Origin of the sequence: Shewanella sp. OMA3-2, assembly GCF_021513195.1 — a bacterium.
In the GTDB taxonomy this organism is placed as follows: domain Bacteria; phylum Pseudomonadota; class Gammaproteobacteria; order Enterobacterales; family Shewanellaceae; genus Shewanella.
Map to the genome: position 1 here is coordinate 1,019,961 of NZ_CP090974.1, position 19,237 is coordinate 1,039,197.

The following is a 19,237-nucleotide window of genomic DNA, read 5'->3' on the forward strand; positions in this document are numbered from 1 at the left end:
TCACACTGATTAAATAGCCTTACTTAGCAGCAACTATTTAACGGTGCAGAATGTTAATAAAATGGCCCTAGACGTAAAGTCTTAGGGCCTTTTTATTGTGTACGCCCAGCATGGGCATGAACTAATGAGGTGAAAGTCCTCTGTAGGAAGGTCACCGTTTAAATAACATACTGTTATTAAACGTTAACTACTAGCGAATGGCAAGGGCTTAATCGCGAGGTTAGGTCCGGAGGAAGCCGCTAGCAAATTTGCGAGCTGATGAACAAGAACATCATATGAGGCGTAGGCTAGAGGTGAGTTGGCACAAGACGACGAAACCACGTGATCTAATGGCCACCGTAAATGATGCAGCAGTGCAAAGAAAGTTCATGTTCTTATCTGGGGAGATCTGCTTAACACGCGATTGGTCATTAACCAGTAAGGCTCTGGTTTATTAAGTGCCTTGGCTTTTCAATTTCATCGACTGAAAAGAGCGAATCAGATGGAAACCGATAGCGCATGACGAGGTAACTTGACATGTGATTAAGCAGAAGTCAGCAGACGGCATAGTAGCCCAACGCCCATCGTAATGGTTGGGACATGGTGAAGGCCTGAACATTTAGAAGAAGGAGGAGTCTTGTCAAACTTGTCGATACCCACTACGTCGCCAGACGATTACTATCGGCAGCGTATTGATATGCAACCGGCCTTCAACCGCGATCTATTTCAACAACTGCTCGAACCTGAAAATCTACACCGAGCTTGGCGTCAAGTTAAAGCCAATAAAGGTGCAGCGGGCATCGATGGCATGACCATCGAAGCCTTCCCGCTCTGGATGCAACAAGGCGGCTGGCAACAGTGTAAATCTCAATTAGAGCGAGGTGAATACCAACCCTCAGCGGTCAGGCGCGTAGAGATCGACAAACCCGATGGCGGTAAACGCAAATTGGGGATCCCTAACGTCATTGACCGTGTGATACAGCAAGCTATTGCACAAATACTCACGCCACTGTTTGACCCATTCTTCTCGACTAATAGCTTTGGCTTTAGGCCGAACAGAAATGCTAAACAAGCGGTACTGCAAGTCAGGGATATCATCAAACAGAAACGCAAATTTGCCGTTGATGTTGATCTGTCTAAGTTCTTTGACCGAGTTAATCATGATCTCTTGATGACTCAGCTGAGGAGCAAGGTACAGGATAAGCGTCTGTTGGCGCTTATCGGTAAGTACCTACGAGCAGGGGTGATGGTCAATGACCAATTTGAAGCAAGCTTTGAAGGTGTGCCTCAAGGCGGTCCACTCTCGCCATTACTCTCTAACATTATGTTGGATAGTCTGGATAAAGAGCTGGAAAGCCGAGAGCACAAATTCGCCCGCTACGCGGACGATTTTATCATATTGGTAAAATCTCAACGCGCTGGCGAACGGGTACTCAAGAGTATTACTCAATACCTTGCCACTAAGTTAAAACTGGTTGTAAATGAACAGAAAAGCCAAGTGGTTAAGGTCGCTCAAAGCAAGTTTCTTGGGTTTACATTTAACCGAGGCAAGATCCAGTGGCATGCTAAAACATTACACATTTTCAAACAAAAGATGAGACGACTAACGAACCGAAATTGGGGCGTGAGTATGAGTTATCAGCTATTTAAAGTGCGTCAATACATGCAAGGCTGGATCAATTATTTTGGCATCGCTAACGCTTATCAAGGGTGTGTCGATTTAGACCATTGGATCCGACGTCGTGTTCGTATGTGTTACTGGCGTCAGTGGCGAAAACCACGGACTAAGGTACAAAACTTACTTAAGCGTGGCGTCAGGATCCAAGTGGCTGTTGGTTGTGGGATCACAAGCAAAGGTCCATGGCGAAGTTCGAAAACACCAGGGATACAGCAAGCGCTGAGTAATGAGTACCTGAAGAAAGCAGGATTATATTCACTAAGAGATGGATGGATCGCAGTTCATTATCCTAACCCAAAAGTGAGTTAGGAGTTCTAAATGAACCGCCCTGTGCGGAGCCGCATGCAGGGTGGTGTGGGGGCTGGAGGCTAGATACCTCCGGCTACCCGATTAGCTGAGTATGACGTTTTTTCAATAGGCCCAGCCAGCGTAAACGCATCGATCGCCAAATCAATAGATGCGACAAAGTACAGGCTTAACTAGTGAGCCAGTGCATAACCGCCTTTTAGGTGAGCGATATGTGAAAACCCCAGACGCTGCATAGCTTGAGCGGCCACAAGTGAACGACTGCCACTACGACAAATTAATACCCATTCACTGTCTTTATCTTGCTGATGTTGCTGCATAAATTGTACTAAACGTGTTAAAGGCACATTTTCACAAGCTTTGGCAGTATGCTGTAAGGCGTACTCGTGTGGCTCGCGTATATCAAGTAATTTAACCTTAGGTGAGTTTAAGGCGATAGCTAAACTAGTCGCCGAATATTCTTTTATCGGTTTAAATTTGCTGCAAGCTATTATAGGTAATGCGCCGCAAAGTATTTCACTGCCAGTTTGATCGTTGAGTTGGCTGTCGAGTATTAGCTTACTCGCTACAAACTCATCAACCGTGATGGCGTTCTGTATTACCTGTTGTAATAGCGGATTACGCAGGTATTCCGCACTTAAATGGGTGGCAAATTCGTTTTGGTAATCATGGCTTGCACATATAAGACTTTGTGGTGCTAAGACGCTGCTGAGTAATTGAATGCTGTCATACATGGATATCGCACAGCTAGTGTCAAAATTTGTTCGGCCTAAGGTGCCCATCAAAATAGTGTCACCACAAAAAGCAAATAAGGTGTTACTGGCTAACGTGTCTGAGCCGGTTAAAGGTTGACACAAAAGTAAGCTAATACTGTCGTTGGTATGCCCAGGCGTAGGCACTTTGACTAACCATTTATCAGCCACTTTAATATATTCAAATTGGCGATCATGGTCGGTGACGAATAAAGTGGTTTGTGGCCAACCTAGTCCGTCGCACTGAATGCTTTGCGGATGTTTTTTCGCCAGTAATACCCGTCCTGAAACATGGTCAGCATGGCCGTGGGTATCAATAATGGCCATTAGTGCTAATTGCTGACATTGCAGTAAGGTGTCTAAACGCTCTGTTAATTCAGGCAGGGGATCAATAATCAATGCATGTTTTGACGCCGCATCGACATATATCCATGTACAGCTCGCTCCTGAGCGTAATTGTACTAAACCATTTAAAGGGGTTTTATCATCAATATTGGCACCATCTAACACCATACAACTTTGGGTTAACGCTTGGGCGGTACTGATAATACGTTGGCAAGCGTGATCAACTTCAACCTGGGTCATGGCTGGGCCAAAAGACAGCCTGATAGCCGACTCACTTTGCCAAGCAGGTAAGCCCATCGCATCTAACACAAAGCTGCGGGTAACTTTAGATGAGCAAGCTGATCCAGAGCTAACGCGAATATTAGCGGCGTCAAATAAGTCCATTATTTCTTTACTGCTAAAGCCTTTAATCGCAAAGTTTAGTGTGGTGGGCACGCTGTTGTTAAAACTGTGGTTAAACACTATTTGCGGAAAAGCTTTAATTAATGTGTCGGCAAGTTGTTGACGGTATGCATATAAGGTTTGATGATTAGCAAAACAGGATTCAGTCGAAATCAGTTGGTCGAAAATAACACTCATCGCCGCCATGCCGGGCAGGTTTTCTGTACCTGAACGCTGGCCGCTTTCTTGGCCACCACCAGCAATAACCGCTGTCAACGGGGCATTTTCTCGAATATAAATAAAACCAATACCTTTTGGCGCATACAATTTATGGCCGCTAAAAGGTGCGTAGTCGATGCTGGTTTGAGCTAAATTCAGCGATATTTTGCCAAGCGCTTGTACGCAGTCAACTAGCCAAAAAATAGATTTATTCGCTTGGCGAATGGTAGTTTCTAAAGCCTTGAGGTCTTGATATACGCCAGTTTCGTTATTCACCGCCATAGTACAAATCATTAATGATTTGGGGGCGTATTGGCTAATAAAGGCATGATCTAAGTTACCATAACCATCCACCGGAATGGCAATAAGTTTTGCATTGATACCTAGCAAGGCATTCCAATGCTTAAGCGACTCAGGTACCGCTTTGTGCTCTGTTGCGCCATAGAGTAAATAGTAATCATTACCTTGTTGCTGAGTGGCTTTTAAGGTATCTCTGGCACTGATTAATGCCGACAAAATAGCTGTTTGAATACCTTCGGTTGCGCCGCTAGTAAAAATAATTCTACCTTTTTCAGAGCCTAAAACCTGCTTAGCTTTACAGCGGGTTTGTTCCATTAAGTCCTTGGCACGTAAGCCGGTAATATGGCTTGAGCTCGGGTTGCCAAATAGCTGTTCCATCGCAGAAAGTGCAGCTTTGGCGGCTTGAGGCAGTACTGGGGTTGTTGCATTAGCATCGAGGTAAATTTGGCTTAGGTCATTGTTATTGTTCATTTAGATAAACTCTGCTTGATTTTTTAGGGTGAAATTGTTTATTTCTTTTTGTTATATGTAATTTCGTTTGGTTATATTAGCAGTTTATTAATCAGTTACAAGCCTAAATCTATGGCGAACAATTTGTTAAAGCATTTTTAGTGTCATTGTTTTAAAACCGATTAATAAGCGCCTTCTTGAACCTGAGCATCTTGCAACGTATGATGCATTTTTTTAGCAGTAGGCCCTAAGATGCGTCATTTAATCACTTATTATCATCCTGATACGCCAGCCGAATTTATCGATAATAATCCGTCAACTATGCTGACCCGTTTGGCCACCCGCGCCATTGTGCTGCGTGGTAATGATATTTTAATCTTATATACCCAGCGTTATCATGACTACTCGCTACCGGGTGGCGGAGTCGATGCTGGTGAGGATATCGAACAAGGATTAGTGCGTGAGCTGCGGGAAGAAACCGGTGCCAATATTGTTGGCGACATTATTCCGTTTGGTGTGTATCAAGAATACCGCCCATGGCGACGTGACGGCTTTGAGTCGGTTAATATGCTGTCTTACTGTTATGTGTGTCAAATTGAAGATAAATTGGGCGATACCCAGTTTGAGGCACACGAGATCAATAATGGTATGACCCCGATGTGGATTGATATTGATACCGCGATTACCCATAATTTGGCAACTATCGCCAACAGTGATAAAAAAGGCTTATCAATAGAAAGAGAAACCTTTTTATTGCAGTTGATTAAGCAAGAATTATTGAATTAAACAGCAAGCGACTTTGTGGTAAAAGTCGCTGCGAGTAGGATAAGGAATAGCATTCATTCAATGCTAGCTATGACATTTCGCAGTTAACTTTCAGGTCAATACTGACAGTTAAATACGGACAGTTAAATACGGACTTTAATCACCACTTTACGCACTTTTTGAGGTGTGGCTAAAGTACCAGGCATGTGCATATCGCCAGGGAAGAAAATAGCAAACATACCGGTTTTTAAAGCAATAAACGCAGCATCTTGTTTATTTGATTCAAAGTCGAACTCGGCATAATCATGTTTATCATAATACGGCTTAGACGGTGTTTGATCCGCTAACGGTAAATAACCAAATTCTTCTGCGCCACTGACTACATATTGCACATCAATATACTGCTGATGCACTTCAAAAGACTCAAGCTCTCTTGGTTTAGTTTCATAATCATTAACGATGACAAACAGGTTTTTACCGTCTAATTCATAATTACCAACAGGTTTGGTGGTAAAATCTGTTTCGGCTAAATGCGCTAATGCCGATGCTAAACGCGGATGCAGTTTTGTATATAGGTGGCGATTTGCTAAAGTGTCAACAATCATAAGAGTTCCAATGAATAATTCAGCAGTGAAAGTGTCATAGTGTGGCAATAATATCACTGTTTCAACTCTTCAAGTATTAGAGGATCAACATTTGTCAGCATTACGGCTTATTGCCGGTGAGACCGCTTTTAAACAGATAGAAGCACAAGGTCTACAGCAAGCTATGTTTACTCAGCTATTAGCCGCTTCAGGTGGTCCTAAGTGGATTAGTGTTGCTGGGCTAGATAAGTATATTTTTGGTGAGTTTTTTAAGGGGCGTGAAGACCCTTTGTATATGCTTGGCGCCTCTTCAGGGGCATGGCGTTTGGCCTGTTTAGGCCAAGAAAACCCTTTAGCAGCCTATGAGCGATTAGAGCATTTTTATATTAATCAGCGTTATGACGAGGTGCCAACAAGAGAGCAAGTCACTCAGCAAGTACAGGGTGTGGTTGATGGCATTTTAGGTGACAAAGCGGGGGCCGATATTATTGCCAACCCGATATTTAGAGATCATATTATTGCCTGTCGTGCCCGCCATGTTAATAGTAGTCAATCTAAGGTGGGTATTGCTATTGGTTTGGCCTTAGCTGCGGCCAGTAATAGCGTAAATCGTAAAAGTATTGCGTGGCATTTTGAACGCATTCTATTGAGCCATAAAGATGCCGCATCTCCGTTTGGGCGCTTAAAAGACTTACCAACCAAGCAAATGGCACTTATTGAAACAAATATTCGCCAGGCAATGCTTGCCACAGGGTCAATTCCGTTGTTATTGGATCCAGTACGTGAAATTGATGGCCTGCCAAAAGGTAAGTATTACGATGGGGGTATTACCGATTACCACTTTGATTTGCCCTTACCCAAAGAAAGCGGCTTAACCTTATATCCACACTTTTATCCGCATATGAGCCCTGGTTGGTTTGATAAGTCATTGATATGGCGTAAAGCCCGCAGTAATTATCACAATGCACTTATTTTGGCACCATCGGCTGAATTTATTGCTTCACTACCCTATGGCAAAATCCCAGGTCGTGAAGACTTTAAGCATCTTGATACTCAATCTCGTATTGATTACTGGCAAACAAGTATCAAACAAAGTCAAATGTTAGCGGATGAGCTAGCAACGATTGTGGCTAATGGTACTGTGATGGATCATCTTGAGATGTGGTAAATGACTAGGGGTTACGGAACACTGTCAGTTGAATTTCAGATCGTACATTAGCATTATTTAATCTCAGTTTATTGTTGGTTTTTTCACCTTTGACTACACTCATATAACGCAGCATCTTATTGATGCTCGCTTTTTGTGGTGCTTCACCTTTATGGTGTAGGAGGCGAAAATGCAAACCCGTGAAATGGCTTTACTGATACAAGATGCGGTATTACTGCCCAATGGTCGGCTCGAGTTTAGGGTAGCGTTTCCTGCTGAATTAGCGCTGGTGGCCTCAGTGCTTAAAGGTGAATATGGTTTGGCGATGGCAGCGCAAAAAGCAAAAAGTGAACTGCCCTGTTATCGCAGTGTCACAGAGTGTGAAATTATCGACTTTCATCAATTAGAAGATAAGTCGTTGAGTATTGTGCTAGAAGGTAAACAGCGCTTAAGAGTCTTATCGGCGGCTAAACAACGTAATGGCGTGTGGATAGCACGCACTTTGCCTTGTCAGAATTGGTGCCATGAGCCAATAGCAGGTAAGTTTGAAATTATTAGTGCAGCGCTTGAACAGTTTTATGAAGTTAATCCCGATTTACTGGGTTTGTATTCACAAATTCATTTAGAAGATGCAACCTGGGTAAGTCAGCGTTGGCTAGAGGTTTTGCCCATGTACAGTCGCGATAAGCTACGTTTGGTAGAACAGCCCAATTGTCACAAAGCGATGGACTTTGTGCTGCAATTACTAAAATCCCATGTTGACGTATAACCTGATAATATAAGGGTATCTATTCGGTACCCTGATACTTTTTATGTCGATATTTTCTCACCAGTCACCTTCATCTACTGGCGCTATAGCAGCGCAGCCGTCCTATGTAGTCTTACCTCGTGCCAGTGCATCCAGTCCAGTTTATTCTACTGTATTGGCTTTTTTGATTGATAAATTTCCACAAATACCTCCTTCAGCGTGGGATCAACGTATTAAAGAGGGCAAGGTACATTGGCAAGATGGTCAATTGATTGATCACCGAAGTGAATTTATTGCCACTAAGCGGGTTTATTACTATCGTGAAGTTGCAGTTGAAAGAAAGGTGCCCTTTACCGAGCAAATTCTTTATCAGGACGATCATAAAATCATTGTCTATAAACCGCATTTTTTACCCGTGACTCCCGGTGGTAATTACGTTAATGAATGCTTAGTGCATCGTTTACGTATTCGAACAGGTATCGACACCATAGCGCCAGCGCATCGATTGGATAAAGATACCGCAGGGGTGATGTTAATGACGGTTAATCCAGACACTCGCCATGCCTATCATCAGCTTTTTCTTGACGATAAAATAAAAAAAACCTATCAAGCCGTGGCGGAGTTATCGCAAGGTTTTTTATCGGCCCAAACGATAATACCGCAACATTGGACGGTTAAAAATCGGCTCGAACGTGGCCAGCCAAGCTTTACTATGCAAATAGTTGATGGACTCAGTAATAGTCACTCAGAGATAAAATTGCTCAAGGTTAGCAATAATCTAGGCTTGTTTGAGCTTGAGCCCGTTACCGGAAAAACCCATCAGTTACGGGTACATATGCAAAGTTTAGGTTTGCCGCTACTGCATGACCGTTTTTACCCCAGCTTACAGGCCAAAAGCGAAGATGAGTTTGATAAGCCCTTGCAGTTATTAGCGCAACGCCTGCAATTTGTTGACCCTATCACAGGTGAAGATAATGACTGGTGCTGTGAAGGTTTGAGCGTGTGATCTAAGTTATTTAAATCAGAATTTTATAAGCTACCGAACGACTTTATCGTTAATAGCAATGCGCTAAGCGTACATAATACTAACGTTGCTTTGCGGGTTTTGTTTTTATCGACTCGTCCAACAATTCGCCCAGCAATAATATACCCAGCAATAACTGACGGTAGCAGCATTAATGATAAGCCAATATGCTTGCTTTCTACTAAGCCTACAGATGCCAAAATAGCCAATGCAATCATAGAACTAAAGATAAAAAATGCTGATAACGCGGCGCGAAATTGGCTCGCATCTTTACCCGATAATAAAATAGCCATAGGTGGCCCGCCAATGGCGGCAATATTACCAAAGATACCTGATACAAAACCGGCGATAAATAAAGTGATACGATTAACGGGGGCTGAAAGTTTAAAAACACTAAGTAAAACGGCGGTAAATACGATGCCTGCAATAGCAAGGCCTAGCACGGCTTGTGGTGCAAATAATAATAAACTTGCCCCTAAAAAACCACCAGGAACACGTCCAATTAACGCATATTGTAAGCCATTAAATTGTAAGTGGCCGCGCTCACGAAATAAGGTCATCAGTGATATAGAAAATCCCATTACTATCACGGGGACCGGCACTAACTGCGGGTCAACAATATACAATAATGGGCTGGCAACAACGGCTAACCCAAATCCAATCAGGCTTTGGGTTAATGCACCACAAAAAATAATCAGTGAGGCAAGCAGTAGGGTTGTAGGATCAACAAATAACATTCAGTTACTCTCAAAAACGGGATGATATTACTTCCCCGCAGCCTAAAAACAACAATCCACCAAAGTAAACTACCTCAAGTAAGGCAATTTAATGTGGTGGAAAGTGCAGGAATGAAATCGAGTCAGAAAAGACGCGTGGTCAGATTATTCCAAATCTTCCCATTCAATCCCCATTTGATCCATTAAGGCTTTCGCTTCGCGCGGAATACTATCAGGGAGCTCTTTTGATAAATCATTATCATCAGGTAATGGTTGGCCTGTGTAAGCATGTAAAAATGCTTCACATAACAATTCACTGTTAGTCGCATGGCGCAAGTTATTTACTTGTCGACGGGTACGTTCATCGGTCAATACTTTTAAAACTTTTAAAGGGATTGATACAGTGATTTTTTTTACTTGCTCGTTCTTCTTGCCGTGCTCGGCATATGGGCTAATATAGTCGCCATTCCACTCAGTCATTCATTCACCCTTAACTTTAAATACGGTGCAGATTTTAAACTCTTACAATCTCTAGTCAAATTATTGCTGTGTTTTAATGTACATTGCAAATAGATTTCTTGATGTTTAGACGTCTAAACGTCTATTATTGTTGACCTAAGCACTTCTATTAGGTAGATTTAGCCATCTAGACATCTGTGTGTGTGTTCGTAATGTTAGGAGTCACCCATGACCAAACCTTTTAAAGCACATAGCAGTGCAACAATAGCCGTTCGCCAAGGCATAGAAAGTGACACCCAACATGGCGCTGTGGTGCCACCTATTTATTTATCGACGAATTATTCTTTTGAAGGCCATAAAAATCCACGTGAATTTGATTATAGCCGCTCAGGCAACCCAACACGTTGTATTTTAGGCGAAGCCTTAGCCAAATTAGAGCAAGGTGCCAGCGGTATCATCACATGTACTGGTATGGCAGCGATTACCTTAGTCACTCATTTACTTGGCCCTGATGACTTACTTGTTGTGCCCCACGACTGTTATGGCGGCAGTTATCGCTTATTTACTAATCTAGCCAAAAAAGGTCAGTTTAAACTGGCTATTGTGGATCAAACTGATGCTGTAGCATTGGCGGCAGCGATAGCGAAAAAACCTAAAATGGTGTGGTTAGAAACCCCCTCCAACCCTCTGCTACGGGTGGTGGATATTGCTGCAATAGCCGAAGCGGCTAAGCAAGTCGGTGCATTAGTGACCGTGGATAACACCTTTTTATCGCCAATATTACAACAGCCACTTAACTTAGGGGCTGACATTGTGATTCATTCGACCACTAAGTACATCAATGGACACAGTGATGTGGTTGGTGGCGCCGTAGTGGCCAAATCACCTGAATTGGGTGAGCTATTGCATTGGTGGTCAAATACCTTAGGCTTAACAGGATCTGCGTTTGACAGTTATCTGACCTTACGTGGTATTCGTACTTTAGCGGTGCGTATTCGTGAACATCAAGCCAATGCAAAACAGATAGTTGATGTGTTATGTCAAAGTCCTGTGGTGGAAAAAGTGTATTATCCAGGGTTATCTAATCATCCTGGGCATGACATTGCTAAAAAACAGCAAAAAGGCTTCGGCGCTATGCTCAGTTTCGAGCTAAAAGGGGGGAAGCAGAGGTTGTGGCATTTTTAGATGCGTTAACCCTGTTCAGTGTTGCTGAAAGTTTAGGCGGAGTGGAAAGTTTAGTCGCCGTTCCTGCAACCATGACCCATAGAGCAATGGATGCCCAAGCCCGTTTTGAGGCTGGTGTTAAAGATACATTATTGAGACTATCTGTTGGTATTGAAGATAGTGAAGATTTAGTGGCAGATATTGAAGCCGCATTAGCTGCAGTCGCAGCGCTATAATAGTTGTCGTTTAAGGAGTTATACATGGCGCGTGGTCATTTACATAAATTTGGTGGTTCAAGTCTTGCTGATGCAGATTGTTATCGCCGAGTCGCCCACATTTTACTCACCCATGGTCACAGCGATGATTTGATTGTTGTTTCAGCGGCAGGCAAAAGTACTAACTTTTTATATAAGCTGCTCAACTTGCGTGAAACCGGTCAGCTATGGCAAGAAGAGCTACAGGTCTTAATCGGCTATCAGCAAACCTTAATCGAACAATTATTATCTAATGAGCAAGCGCGTGATTTACGTGAGCGTTTGTCGACTGATAAGTCACAGTTGATCAGCTTATTATCGCTTGAACAGCGCAATGAATATCAAATTAGTCATGTGGTGAGTTTTGGTGAACGTTGGTCAGCAAGATTAATGGCCGCGTTATTACGTGAGTCTGGTGTTGCGTCATCCCATGTAGATGCTTGTTCAATACTGGTCGCTGATGAAGACGCTGTACCTAACATTAGGGTTGATGAGTCGCGCGCCAAGGTACAGGCTTTGTTAGCCGCTCACCCTAATGAGCGTCTAGTGATTACAGGGTTTATTTGTGCCAACAGCCAAGGTGAAACGTTATTACTTGGGCGCAATGGTTCTGATTATAGCGCGACATTAATTGCCAGTTTGGCGGACATTGACCGGGTGACAATTTGGACCGATGTTGAAGGGGTATTTAATGCCGACCCGAATAAAATTAATGATGCCAAACTGCTAAAAAGTATGTCTTTGGCTGAAGCCGACCGATTAGCTAGACTGGGCTCTCCGGTACTGCATTCTCGTACATTACAGCCTTTGTTCAATACTGAAGTGAGTTTAGCGGTACGCTCAAGCTATGCCTCTCACACAGATTTTACCTTGATTGCGCCCCATAGTTCGTCAGCGAGCGCCCCTGTGGTAACCAGTTTAAATGAAGTCGTGCTATTTAGTTTTAAAGCCGCTGCAGATATAGAGCCTTTGTTAACCTTGTTGACCGCAGCGGGTTTAACCCCGCTGGCTTATTGGCCATTGGCACAACATAAGTATGAATTTGCTTTTACCTTAGAAAGGCAAAAGCAAGTGCAGGCCTTGTTAGTGGCTCAAACCCTTGAGTTTGATATTACGCAATTGCAGGTGCAGTGTGATCTGGGGCTAGTGGCTTTGGTCAGTGCCGATGCAGAATTATACCGCAAAAGCTTTGCCCGTTTGTTAAGCCGTGACGCCAAACCTGTCTATCAAGATGGCTTAAGTTTAGTGACATTGGTACCGCGGGGGCAGGTGAGCCTACTGACTCAAAAGATACATCGCCGCTGTGCAGGCCCAAGAATGCGCATAGGTGTGCTACTACTGGGGGTAGGTAATATTGGTGAGGCTTGGATTGATTTATTTAAACGTGCTCGTCTTGGACTAAATAAAGACTTAGAAGCGACGGTTGAATTAGTGGGTTTGGTGAGCTCTAAAAAAGCCTTAGTTGATAATGCCGGGATTAATTTAGACCACTGGCAGCAACAATATGAACAACAAGGCACAGAATGGACCTATGACAGTTTGTTTGATCAATTAGAACAACTGTCTTGTGACGAGGTAGTTGCACTTGATATCAGCGCCAGTGCGGCCCTGACCTTACAATACCCACAATTATTCGCTAAAGGTATTCATGTGGTTAGTGCTAATAAATTAGCGGGTTCAGGACCATTGCCTTTTTATCGGGAGCTAAAGCAGCAGCTGTGTAATCGACGCTTGTTCTGGCGTTACAATGCCAGTTGTGGCGCTGGGTTGCCTATTCAGCATGCACTAAATGATTTACGTAATAGCGGTGACACGATTGAAGCCGTTGGCGGTATTTTTTCAGGTACTTTATGTTGGTTATTTGAAAACTACGATGGCAGCAAACCCTTTTCTGAGTTAGTGCTTGAGGCCAAAGGGCTGGGTATTACAGAGCCTGATCCCCGTGATGATTTATCGGGCCGAGACATGCAACGTAAATTGCTTATTTTGGCGCGTGAAATTGGTTTAGCAATTGAGTTAGAAGATATTACCCTTAATTCATTAGTACCAGAGGCGCTAGCAAAACTGACTGTAACAGACTTTTTAAAGCGCATTACTGAACTTGATGCAGGTATGTTGCAGCAATTTTTGGCCGCAGCGGAGCAAAATAAAGTACTCCGTTATGTGGCAGCATTGGACAAAGTGGGTGGTAAATTAAAAGCAGAGGTGGGTATTCAATGGGTAGACAGTAATCATCCGTATGCCAACTTAACGCCCGGTGATAATGTGTTTGTTATCCGCAGTGCATTTTATCAAGGTAATCCACTGATTATTCGCGGTCCAGGTGCAGGCAGAGAGGTTACCGCTGCAGCGGTTCAGTCTGATTTAGTGCATATCTGCCGCGACTTGCTACAAGAATAATAACCTTGCTTTGACAGTAATCAAGTTTCATTAAGCAAGACTCAGTTGAGTCTTGCTTTTTTTTATCTTCAAATTGAGCATTCTTCATCTTAGTTATACCGACTCAATGGATATTTACGCTTGACATCATGGTCAGTTAAATTACTATGTAGACATATGGACGTCTAAACGTCCGTAGCCGATTTCTAGTAAAGTAATAGACAGTCTCATCCGAGTATTAAATCCATCGATGTCCGCATCGAAGCAGTTGAAGGAAATAGAAAATGGCTTTTCATCACGCCCAACACTCACAGTCGTTAAATCAGAGCTTATCTGAGTTAGGTGATATCAACGTGTCATTTGAGTTTTTTCCACCTTCAACACCAGAAATGGAAACTATTCTATGGAATTCTATTCGCCGTTTAGAACCGTTAAATCCTAAGTTTGTTTCAGTGACTTATGGTGCTAATTCAGGCGTGCGTGACCGCACTCATAGTGTTATTGAGCGTATTCAAAAGGAAACCAATTTAATTGCAGCGCCGCATTTAACGTTAGTAGATGCCAGTGATGAAGAGCTGATTGAACTTGCCAAACATTATTGGAATTCAGGCATTAAAGATATTGTCGCCCTGCGTGGTGACTTACCTGATGGCAGTCCAAAGCCGACTCGCTTTGCCAACGATTTAGTGCGTTTACTTCGTTCGGTCGCTGATTTTGATATTTCGGTCGCGGCTTATCCTGAAGTGCATCCAGATGCGCGTAATGCTCAAGCTGATTTAATTCACCTAAAGAAAAAAATTGATGCAGGTGCAAACCGTGCTATTACTCAGTTCTTTTTCAATGTTGAGTCATACCTTCGTTTTCGCGACCGCTGTGTTACCGCTGGTATTGATGTTGAGATTGTGCCAGGTATTTTACCGGTCACTAACTTTAAGCAAACTAAGCGTTTTGCCGATATGACCAATGTGGCCATACCGCAATGGTTACACCGTCAGTTTGAAGGCTTAGATGATGACCCTGCCACGCGCCAATTAGTCGGTGCCAACGTTGCCATTGATACTGTAAAAGTATTGGCCCGCGAAGGGGTAAAAGACTTCCATTTTTACACGCTAAATCGTGCTGAATTAACTTACGCTATTTGCCATACTTTAGGTGTGCGACCTAAGTAGCGTCATTAAGTTGTCATTTTAGATACTCACTAAAGCTTCTATAGCATCACTATGGAGGCTTTTTTGTATTAATCACATACTGAGTAGAATAATCATCTATAGTTTATGTCAAGGTATAGATTCATGAAGGATGAAATGATGAATAAAACAATCATCACTGCAATATTTTTTAGCTGTGTAATTAGTTTACCTGCAAGCGCATCAACTCCTGACTCCTCAACCAAAGAGGCACCACAAACAGTGCCCGTTGCCGCACAGATGTGTGTTAGTTGTCACGGTGCTCAAGGGCAGGGAATGGATGTTGCTGGACCAAAGCTAGCAGGGCTATCAGCAGCTTATATGGTTAAGCAGATCAAACTGTTTCAGTCGGGAAGTCGACAAAGCCCCCTGATGCAGCCAATGGCAATGATGGTTCAGGGTGACGCAATTCAAGTGGTAGCGGATTATTTTGCATCTCAACCGGTCGACCACGTTACGCTGCGTTACCGTGGTGATAAGCTGGTTATGACTGAACCCGCCGAAAAGTTAGCTTATCAAGGGGATTGGTCGCGTGATATTCCCGCCTGTTTTTCCTGTCATGGTCCTTCAGCTGTGGGTGCTGAGTTATTTCCACGCTTAGCGGGTCAACAAGCCAGCTATATTAAAAGTCAGCTTGAAGCTTGGCAAAAAGGCACTCGCAAAGGCGATACTGATAATGTAATGGGTAAGGTTGCCAGTAAGCTCACCGCAACCGAGATAGATGCACTTGCGCACTATTTTACTTCGCTTAAGTAAGGATACGCCATGAAATTTCAATTGAACATCATCTTAGGCGCTGCGGTACTGTGTAGTTTGCAAATGAGCGCTACAGTCGTTGCGACAGAATTGCCTGATCGCCAACAAGCTTTACCCTCTGTGTCTAAGCAAGCTGGACAGACATACCTCCAGCCAGCAGCATTGTCAGACATACCCGTAGGTGAGTTTGGTGACAAGGTTCGTTTAGGTTATCAATTATTTGTTAATACTCAGCAATTGCGTGACAAGTATGTCGGCAATCAACTTAATTGTGTTAATTGTCACCTTAATGCAGGCAACAAAGCCAATGCCTCACCTTTGTGGGGGGCATATTTTGCTTATCCGGCTTACCGTAAAAAAAACGATAAAGTGAATAGTTTTGAAGAACGCTTACAAGGCTGTTTTACTTATTCGATGAATGGCAAAGCGCCAGAATCAGGCAGTAAAGAATTAGTCGCGTTGTCAGCTTATTCCTATTGGTTGGGCATGTCTGGGTTAATGCTGCAGCACAATGTTGCTGGCCCTGTGGCTGAATTAAGTGATAGTGAGTTGGTTAAAGGGGCAAAACGCGATGACCTTATTTTACCTGATGCCATTTCAAGTAAAATGGATCACAATGCATTAGCGCAATTACCCGGGCGCGGTTTTCCCAAAGTGCCTAAAGCAGCGCAAGCTTATTCGCCAGAACGTGGTTTAGTGGTTTATCAAGCACATTGTCAGTCTTGTCATGGGCAAGATGGTCAAGGACAGATTATTGCCGGGGTTGCCGCTCTGCCACCAGTATGGGGACCACAAAGTTTTAATTGGGGGGCAGGCATGCACAGAGTCAATACAGCGGCAGATTTTATTTATGAAAACATGCCTTTAGGTAAAAGTATCCAACTGACACCTCAGCAAGCTTGGGACGTCGCGGCGTATATTAATTCGCAAGACCGACCTCAAGACCCAAGGTTTAAAGGTAATGTGGCTGACACGCAAGGTCAATATCATCAACATGATGGTTTTTATGGTCAAAGCGTTGCAGGAACAATATTAGGTAGCGCTTCTTCTGCTAATTTTCCGAAAAAATAGTGTATAACTTACATCGTTCTAGTTTGAGTTTGTCAAGCTGGGCGATGTAAGCTTTTGTCTGTTATCGATTAACATTTTTTATTTAATAAACAATTATCAAAGGTATGTCTTTGTCTGCAATCAATTGTCCAATCTGTGATCAAATGAACCAATGTATGATGGCAAGCGGGCAGGATATTTCAACTTGTTGGTGTTTATCGCTAGATTATTCTGCGGTAGAACTGATCCAGCGCTATCTGTTAGAGCATCCTCAAGTTAACATCAATGCAGACCAATGTGTCTGTTCATCATGTTTAACTCAAATAGCATTAATGTTCCAACCTGCATTAGCTGCAGCTGCAGTACAAATTTTTAAACCATAAATTGATCATTTAGCCGTAAATTCAATTGTTAACTATTTGTTGTTAACGCGATGTTGATGAGTATACTGATGTGCTAACTAACAATGAGGATACCTAAAATGATAAAGAAAATTCTCATAGTGCTTGCCACTATTATCGCCATTCCATTTATTGCAGCTTTATTTATCAAAAAAAGTTATCAAGTCGAAAAAGTGATTGTTATCAATCAACCTATTGCCGAGGTCTTTGATTATGTAAAACATCTGAAGAATCAAGATAACTTCAGTAAATGGGCCATGATGGACCCTGATATGCAAAAAACGTATCAAGGTACAGATGCTACTGTAGGTTTTGTATCCGCTTGGTCAAGTGATAACCCCGATGTGGGTATGGGTGAACAAGAGATTAAAGCCATTGCTGAAGGTCAAAGAATTGATTTTGAACTGCGATTTCTATCACCATTTGAGTCAACTGAGCCTGCGTATATGACGACCGAAGCTTTAGGTGACAATCAAACTGAAGTGCGCTGGGGATTTAGTGGGCATATGGATTACCCAATGAACTTAATGTTTTTATTCATCGATTTTGAAACCATGATTGGTGCAGATTTACAGCAAGGATTAGATACACTTAAAGTGGTGCTTGAGAAATAAATTATCATCCAATAGCGGTTTAATGGCTTGCCGTATCGTGAGTTGGTTTTTGCTAGATTGATTGTTGCAAAAATCTGCTTAATCAAGGTACTCTAAAAAATTGCTGCAAATAATGCTTCGGGTTCGATAGATTTCAGCATTAATAAAACATAAATAATAATAAACATAATAATTTAGTTAAACATGGGATGTTAAATGGAAGCGATCACACTTTTAATCAATAATATTAACGGCATCGTTTGGGGTATTCCCATGCTGGTGATGATATTAGGCGTTGGGTTATTTTTATCGATTGGTTTAAAGTTCATGCCAATCCTCAAGTTAGGCACAGGTTTTAAATTACTATGGTCAGGCAGAACGGTCACTGACGAAAGTGAAAAAGGCGATGTGAGCCCTTTCAATGCATTAATGACCTCGCTGTCTGCCACTATCGGTACCGGTAATATTGCTGGTGTTGCTACCGCAATTGTAATCGGTGGTCCAGGCGCCTTATTTTGGATGTGGTGTACCGCATTAGTGGGCATGGCAACCAAATTTGCTGAAGCGGTATTAGCGGTAAAGTTTCGTGAAACTGACAGCAATGGCGATCATGTTGGCGGCCCTATGTATTACATCAAAAATGGCTTAGGTAAAAAGTGGGCTTGGTTGGGTACCGCCTTTGCGTTTTTTGGTATGTTTGCAGGGTTTGGTATTGGTAATACTGTGCAATCAAATTCGGTAGCAGACGCATTAAGCAGTAACTTTGGTGTGCCGAGTTGGATTACGGGTGTGGTGCTAATGGTATTAGTTGGCGCAGTGTTAATGGGCGGTATTAAGCGTATTGCTGAAGTTGCAGGCAAGCTTGTGCCATTAATGACGGTATTTTATATCACTGCCGGACTTGCAGTATTAGTGGTTTATATTGATCAAGTGCCTGCGGCGTTTGAGCTGATTGTGCATAGTGCATTCAATCCCGTTGCTGCCCAAGGCGGTTTTGCTGGGGCAGCTGTTTGGGCGGCGATTCGTTTTGGTGTGGCACGTGGGGTATTTTCAAATGAAGCTGGCTTAGGCAGTGCACCAATTGCCCACGCTGCGGCAAAAACCAATAACCCAGTTAAACAAGGCCTAGTAGCAATGTTAGGTACGTTTATCGACACCATTATTGTATGTTCTATCACCGGCTTAGCCATTGTTGTTTCTGGCTCGTGGACATCGGGTGAAAATGGTGCAGCCTTGACCTCGCTGGCATTCTCCCATGCGTTGCCAATGGGTAATTACATTGTGGCAATTGCATTGGCTATATTTGCATTTACCACCATTTTGGGTTGGAGCTTTTACAGTGAAAAGTGCGTGCAGTACTTATTTGGTGATAAAGCCGTTAAGCCATTCCGTTTAATATTTACCTTAGTTGTGCCGATAGGGGCAATTAGTTCACTAGAGTTTATTTGGCTATTAGCTGATACGTTAAATGCCATGATGGCGCTACCAAACTTGATCGCATTAATGTTATTAAGCCCAGTAGTATTCGGGTTAACCCGCGAGTATTTTGCAAAACAAAAAGCACTTAAAAAAGCGAAAGTATAAAGCGTCAGCACTATAA

16 protein-coding genes and 1 pseudogene are annotated in these 19,237 nt (G+C 42.9%); 13 read left to right on the plus strand and 4 right to left on the minus strand.

The window, feature by feature from the left end; translation table 11 throughout:
* The first annotated feature begins 616 nt into the window (after positions 1-616).
* Complete coding sequence (ltrA, locus tag L0B17_RS04530; RefSeq protein WP_235084858.1) at positions 617-1,966, plus strand: group II intron reverse transcriptase/maturase; 1,350 nt, start codon at positions 617-619, stop codon at positions 1,964-1,966.
* 170 nt (positions 1,967-2,136) lie between these two features.
* Here the strand turns inward: ltrA and L0B17_RS04535 are convergent, their stop codons facing one another.
* A complete protein-coding gene (locus tag L0B17_RS04535) occupies positions 2,137-4,431 on the minus strand; it encodes an aminotransferase class V-fold PLP-dependent enzyme (RefSeq protein ID WP_235087909.1) in 2,295 nt (764 codons plus the stop codon).
* A 231-nt stretch (positions 4,432-4,662) separates the two neighbouring features.
* Between L0B17_RS04535 and L0B17_RS04540 the strand changes: the two genes are divergently transcribed.
* On the plus strand, positions 4,663-5,196 hold the full coding sequence (locus L0B17_RS04540; RefSeq protein WP_235087911.1) for an NUDIX hydrolase: 534 nt from the start codon (positions 4,663-4,665) through the stop codon (positions 5,194-5,196).
* A 122-nt stretch (positions 5,197-5,318) separates the two neighbouring features.
* Here the strand turns inward: L0B17_RS04540 and L0B17_RS04545 are convergent, their stop codons facing one another.
* Positions 5,319-5,780, minus strand: a complete 462-nt coding sequence (locus tag L0B17_RS04545) for a YhcH/YjgK/YiaL family protein (protein WP_235087913.1) — start codon at positions 5,778-5,780, stop codon at positions 5,319-5,321.
* A gap of 91 nt (positions 5,781-5,871) precedes the next feature.
* Between L0B17_RS04545 and L0B17_RS04550 the strand changes: the two genes are divergently transcribed.
* The 3 genes from L0B17_RS04550 (at position 5,872) to L0B17_RS04560 (ending at position 8,660) form a co-directional block, all read left to right on the plus strand.
* On the plus strand, positions 5,872-6,927 hold the full coding sequence (locus L0B17_RS04550) for a patatin-like phospholipase family protein (RefSeq protein ID WP_235087915.1): 1,056 nt from the start codon (positions 5,872-5,874) through the stop codon (positions 6,925-6,927).
* A gap of 169 nt (positions 6,928-7,096) precedes the next feature.
* Positions 7,097-7,675, plus strand: a complete 579-nt coding sequence (locus L0B17_RS04555) for an LON peptidase substrate-binding domain-containing protein (RefSeq protein ID WP_235087916.1) — start codon at positions 7,097-7,099, stop codon at positions 7,673-7,675.
* 43 nt (positions 7,676-7,718) lie between these two features.
* Positions 7,719-8,660 (plus strand): pseudouridine synthase, encoded by a 942-nt coding sequence (locus tag L0B17_RS04560; protein ID WP_235087918.1) that lies wholly within the window; start codon positions 7,719-7,721, stop codon positions 8,658-8,660.
* A gap of 23 nt (positions 8,661-8,683) precedes the next feature.
* On the opposite strand, the gene L0B17_RS04565 is transcribed toward L0B17_RS04560, so the two are convergent.
* Together L0B17_RS04565 and metJ are read right to left on the minus strand one after the other, a co-directional pair.
* Entirely contained in the window at positions 8,684-9,415 is a 732-nt protein-coding gene (locus L0B17_RS04565) for a sulfite exporter TauE/SafE family protein (RefSeq protein ID WP_235087919.1), read from the minus strand.
* A 144-nt stretch (positions 9,416-9,559) separates the two neighbouring features.
* Positions 9,560-9,874: a met regulon transcriptional regulator MetJ gene (gene metJ / locus L0B17_RS04570; protein ID WP_235087921.1), complete on the minus strand. Its 315-nt coding sequence runs from the start codon at positions 9,872-9,874 to the stop codon at positions 9,560-9,562.
* Positions 9,875-10,081: 207 nt separating this feature from the next.
* On the opposite strand from metJ, the pseudogene metB reads away from it, so the two are divergent.
* The 8 genes and pseudogenes from metB to L0B17_RS04610 all read left to right on the plus strand — a co-directional run bounded on the left by metB (position 10,082) and on the right by L0B17_RS04610 (position 19,221).
* Positions 10,082-11,253: pseudogene (metB, locus tag L0B17_RS04575) on the plus strand (cystathionine gamma-synthase).
* Between the two features lie 24 nt (positions 11,254-11,277).
* Positions 11,278-13,671: a bifunctional aspartate kinase/homoserine dehydrogenase II gene (locus tag L0B17_RS04580; protein ID WP_235087923.1), complete on the plus strand. Its 2,394-nt coding sequence runs from the start codon at positions 11,278-11,280 to the stop codon at positions 13,669-13,671.
* 263 nt (positions 13,672-13,934) lie between these two features.
* Positions 13,935-14,819 carry a methylenetetrahydrofolate reductase gene (gene metF, locus L0B17_RS04585; protein WP_235087925.1) on the plus strand — a complete coding sequence of 295 codons (885 nt, stop codon included), beginning with the start codon at positions 13,935-13,937 and terminating at the stop codon, positions 14,817-14,819.
* Between the two features lie 138 nt (positions 14,820-14,957).
* Complete coding sequence (locus L0B17_RS04590; protein WP_443019938.1) at positions 14,958-15,593, plus strand: c-type cytochrome; 636 nt, start codon at positions 14,958-14,960, stop codon at positions 15,591-15,593.
* A 9-nt stretch (positions 15,594-15,602) separates the two neighbouring features.
* Entirely contained in the window at positions 15,603-16,664 is a 1,062-nt protein-coding gene (locus tag L0B17_RS04595; RefSeq protein ID WP_235087928.1) for a c-type cytochrome, read from the plus strand.
* Between the two features lie 110 nt (positions 16,665-16,774).
* Positions 16,775-17,026 carry a cysteine-rich CWC family protein gene (locus L0B17_RS04600; protein WP_235087930.1) on the plus strand — a complete coding sequence of 84 codons (252 nt, stop codon included), beginning with the start codon at positions 16,775-16,777 and terminating at the stop codon, positions 17,024-17,026.
* A 98-nt stretch (positions 17,027-17,124) separates the two neighbouring features.
* Positions 17,125-17,658 (plus strand): SRPBCC family protein, encoded by a 534-nt coding sequence (locus L0B17_RS04605; RefSeq protein ID WP_235087932.1) that lies wholly within the window; start codon positions 17,125-17,127, stop codon positions 17,656-17,658.
* 195 nt (positions 17,659-17,853) lie between these two features.
* A complete protein-coding gene (locus L0B17_RS04610; protein WP_235087933.1) occupies positions 17,854-19,221 on the plus strand; it encodes an alanine/glycine:cation symporter family protein in 1,368 nt (455 codons plus the stop codon).
* The last annotated feature ends 16 nt before the right edge of the window (positions 19,222-19,237 follow it).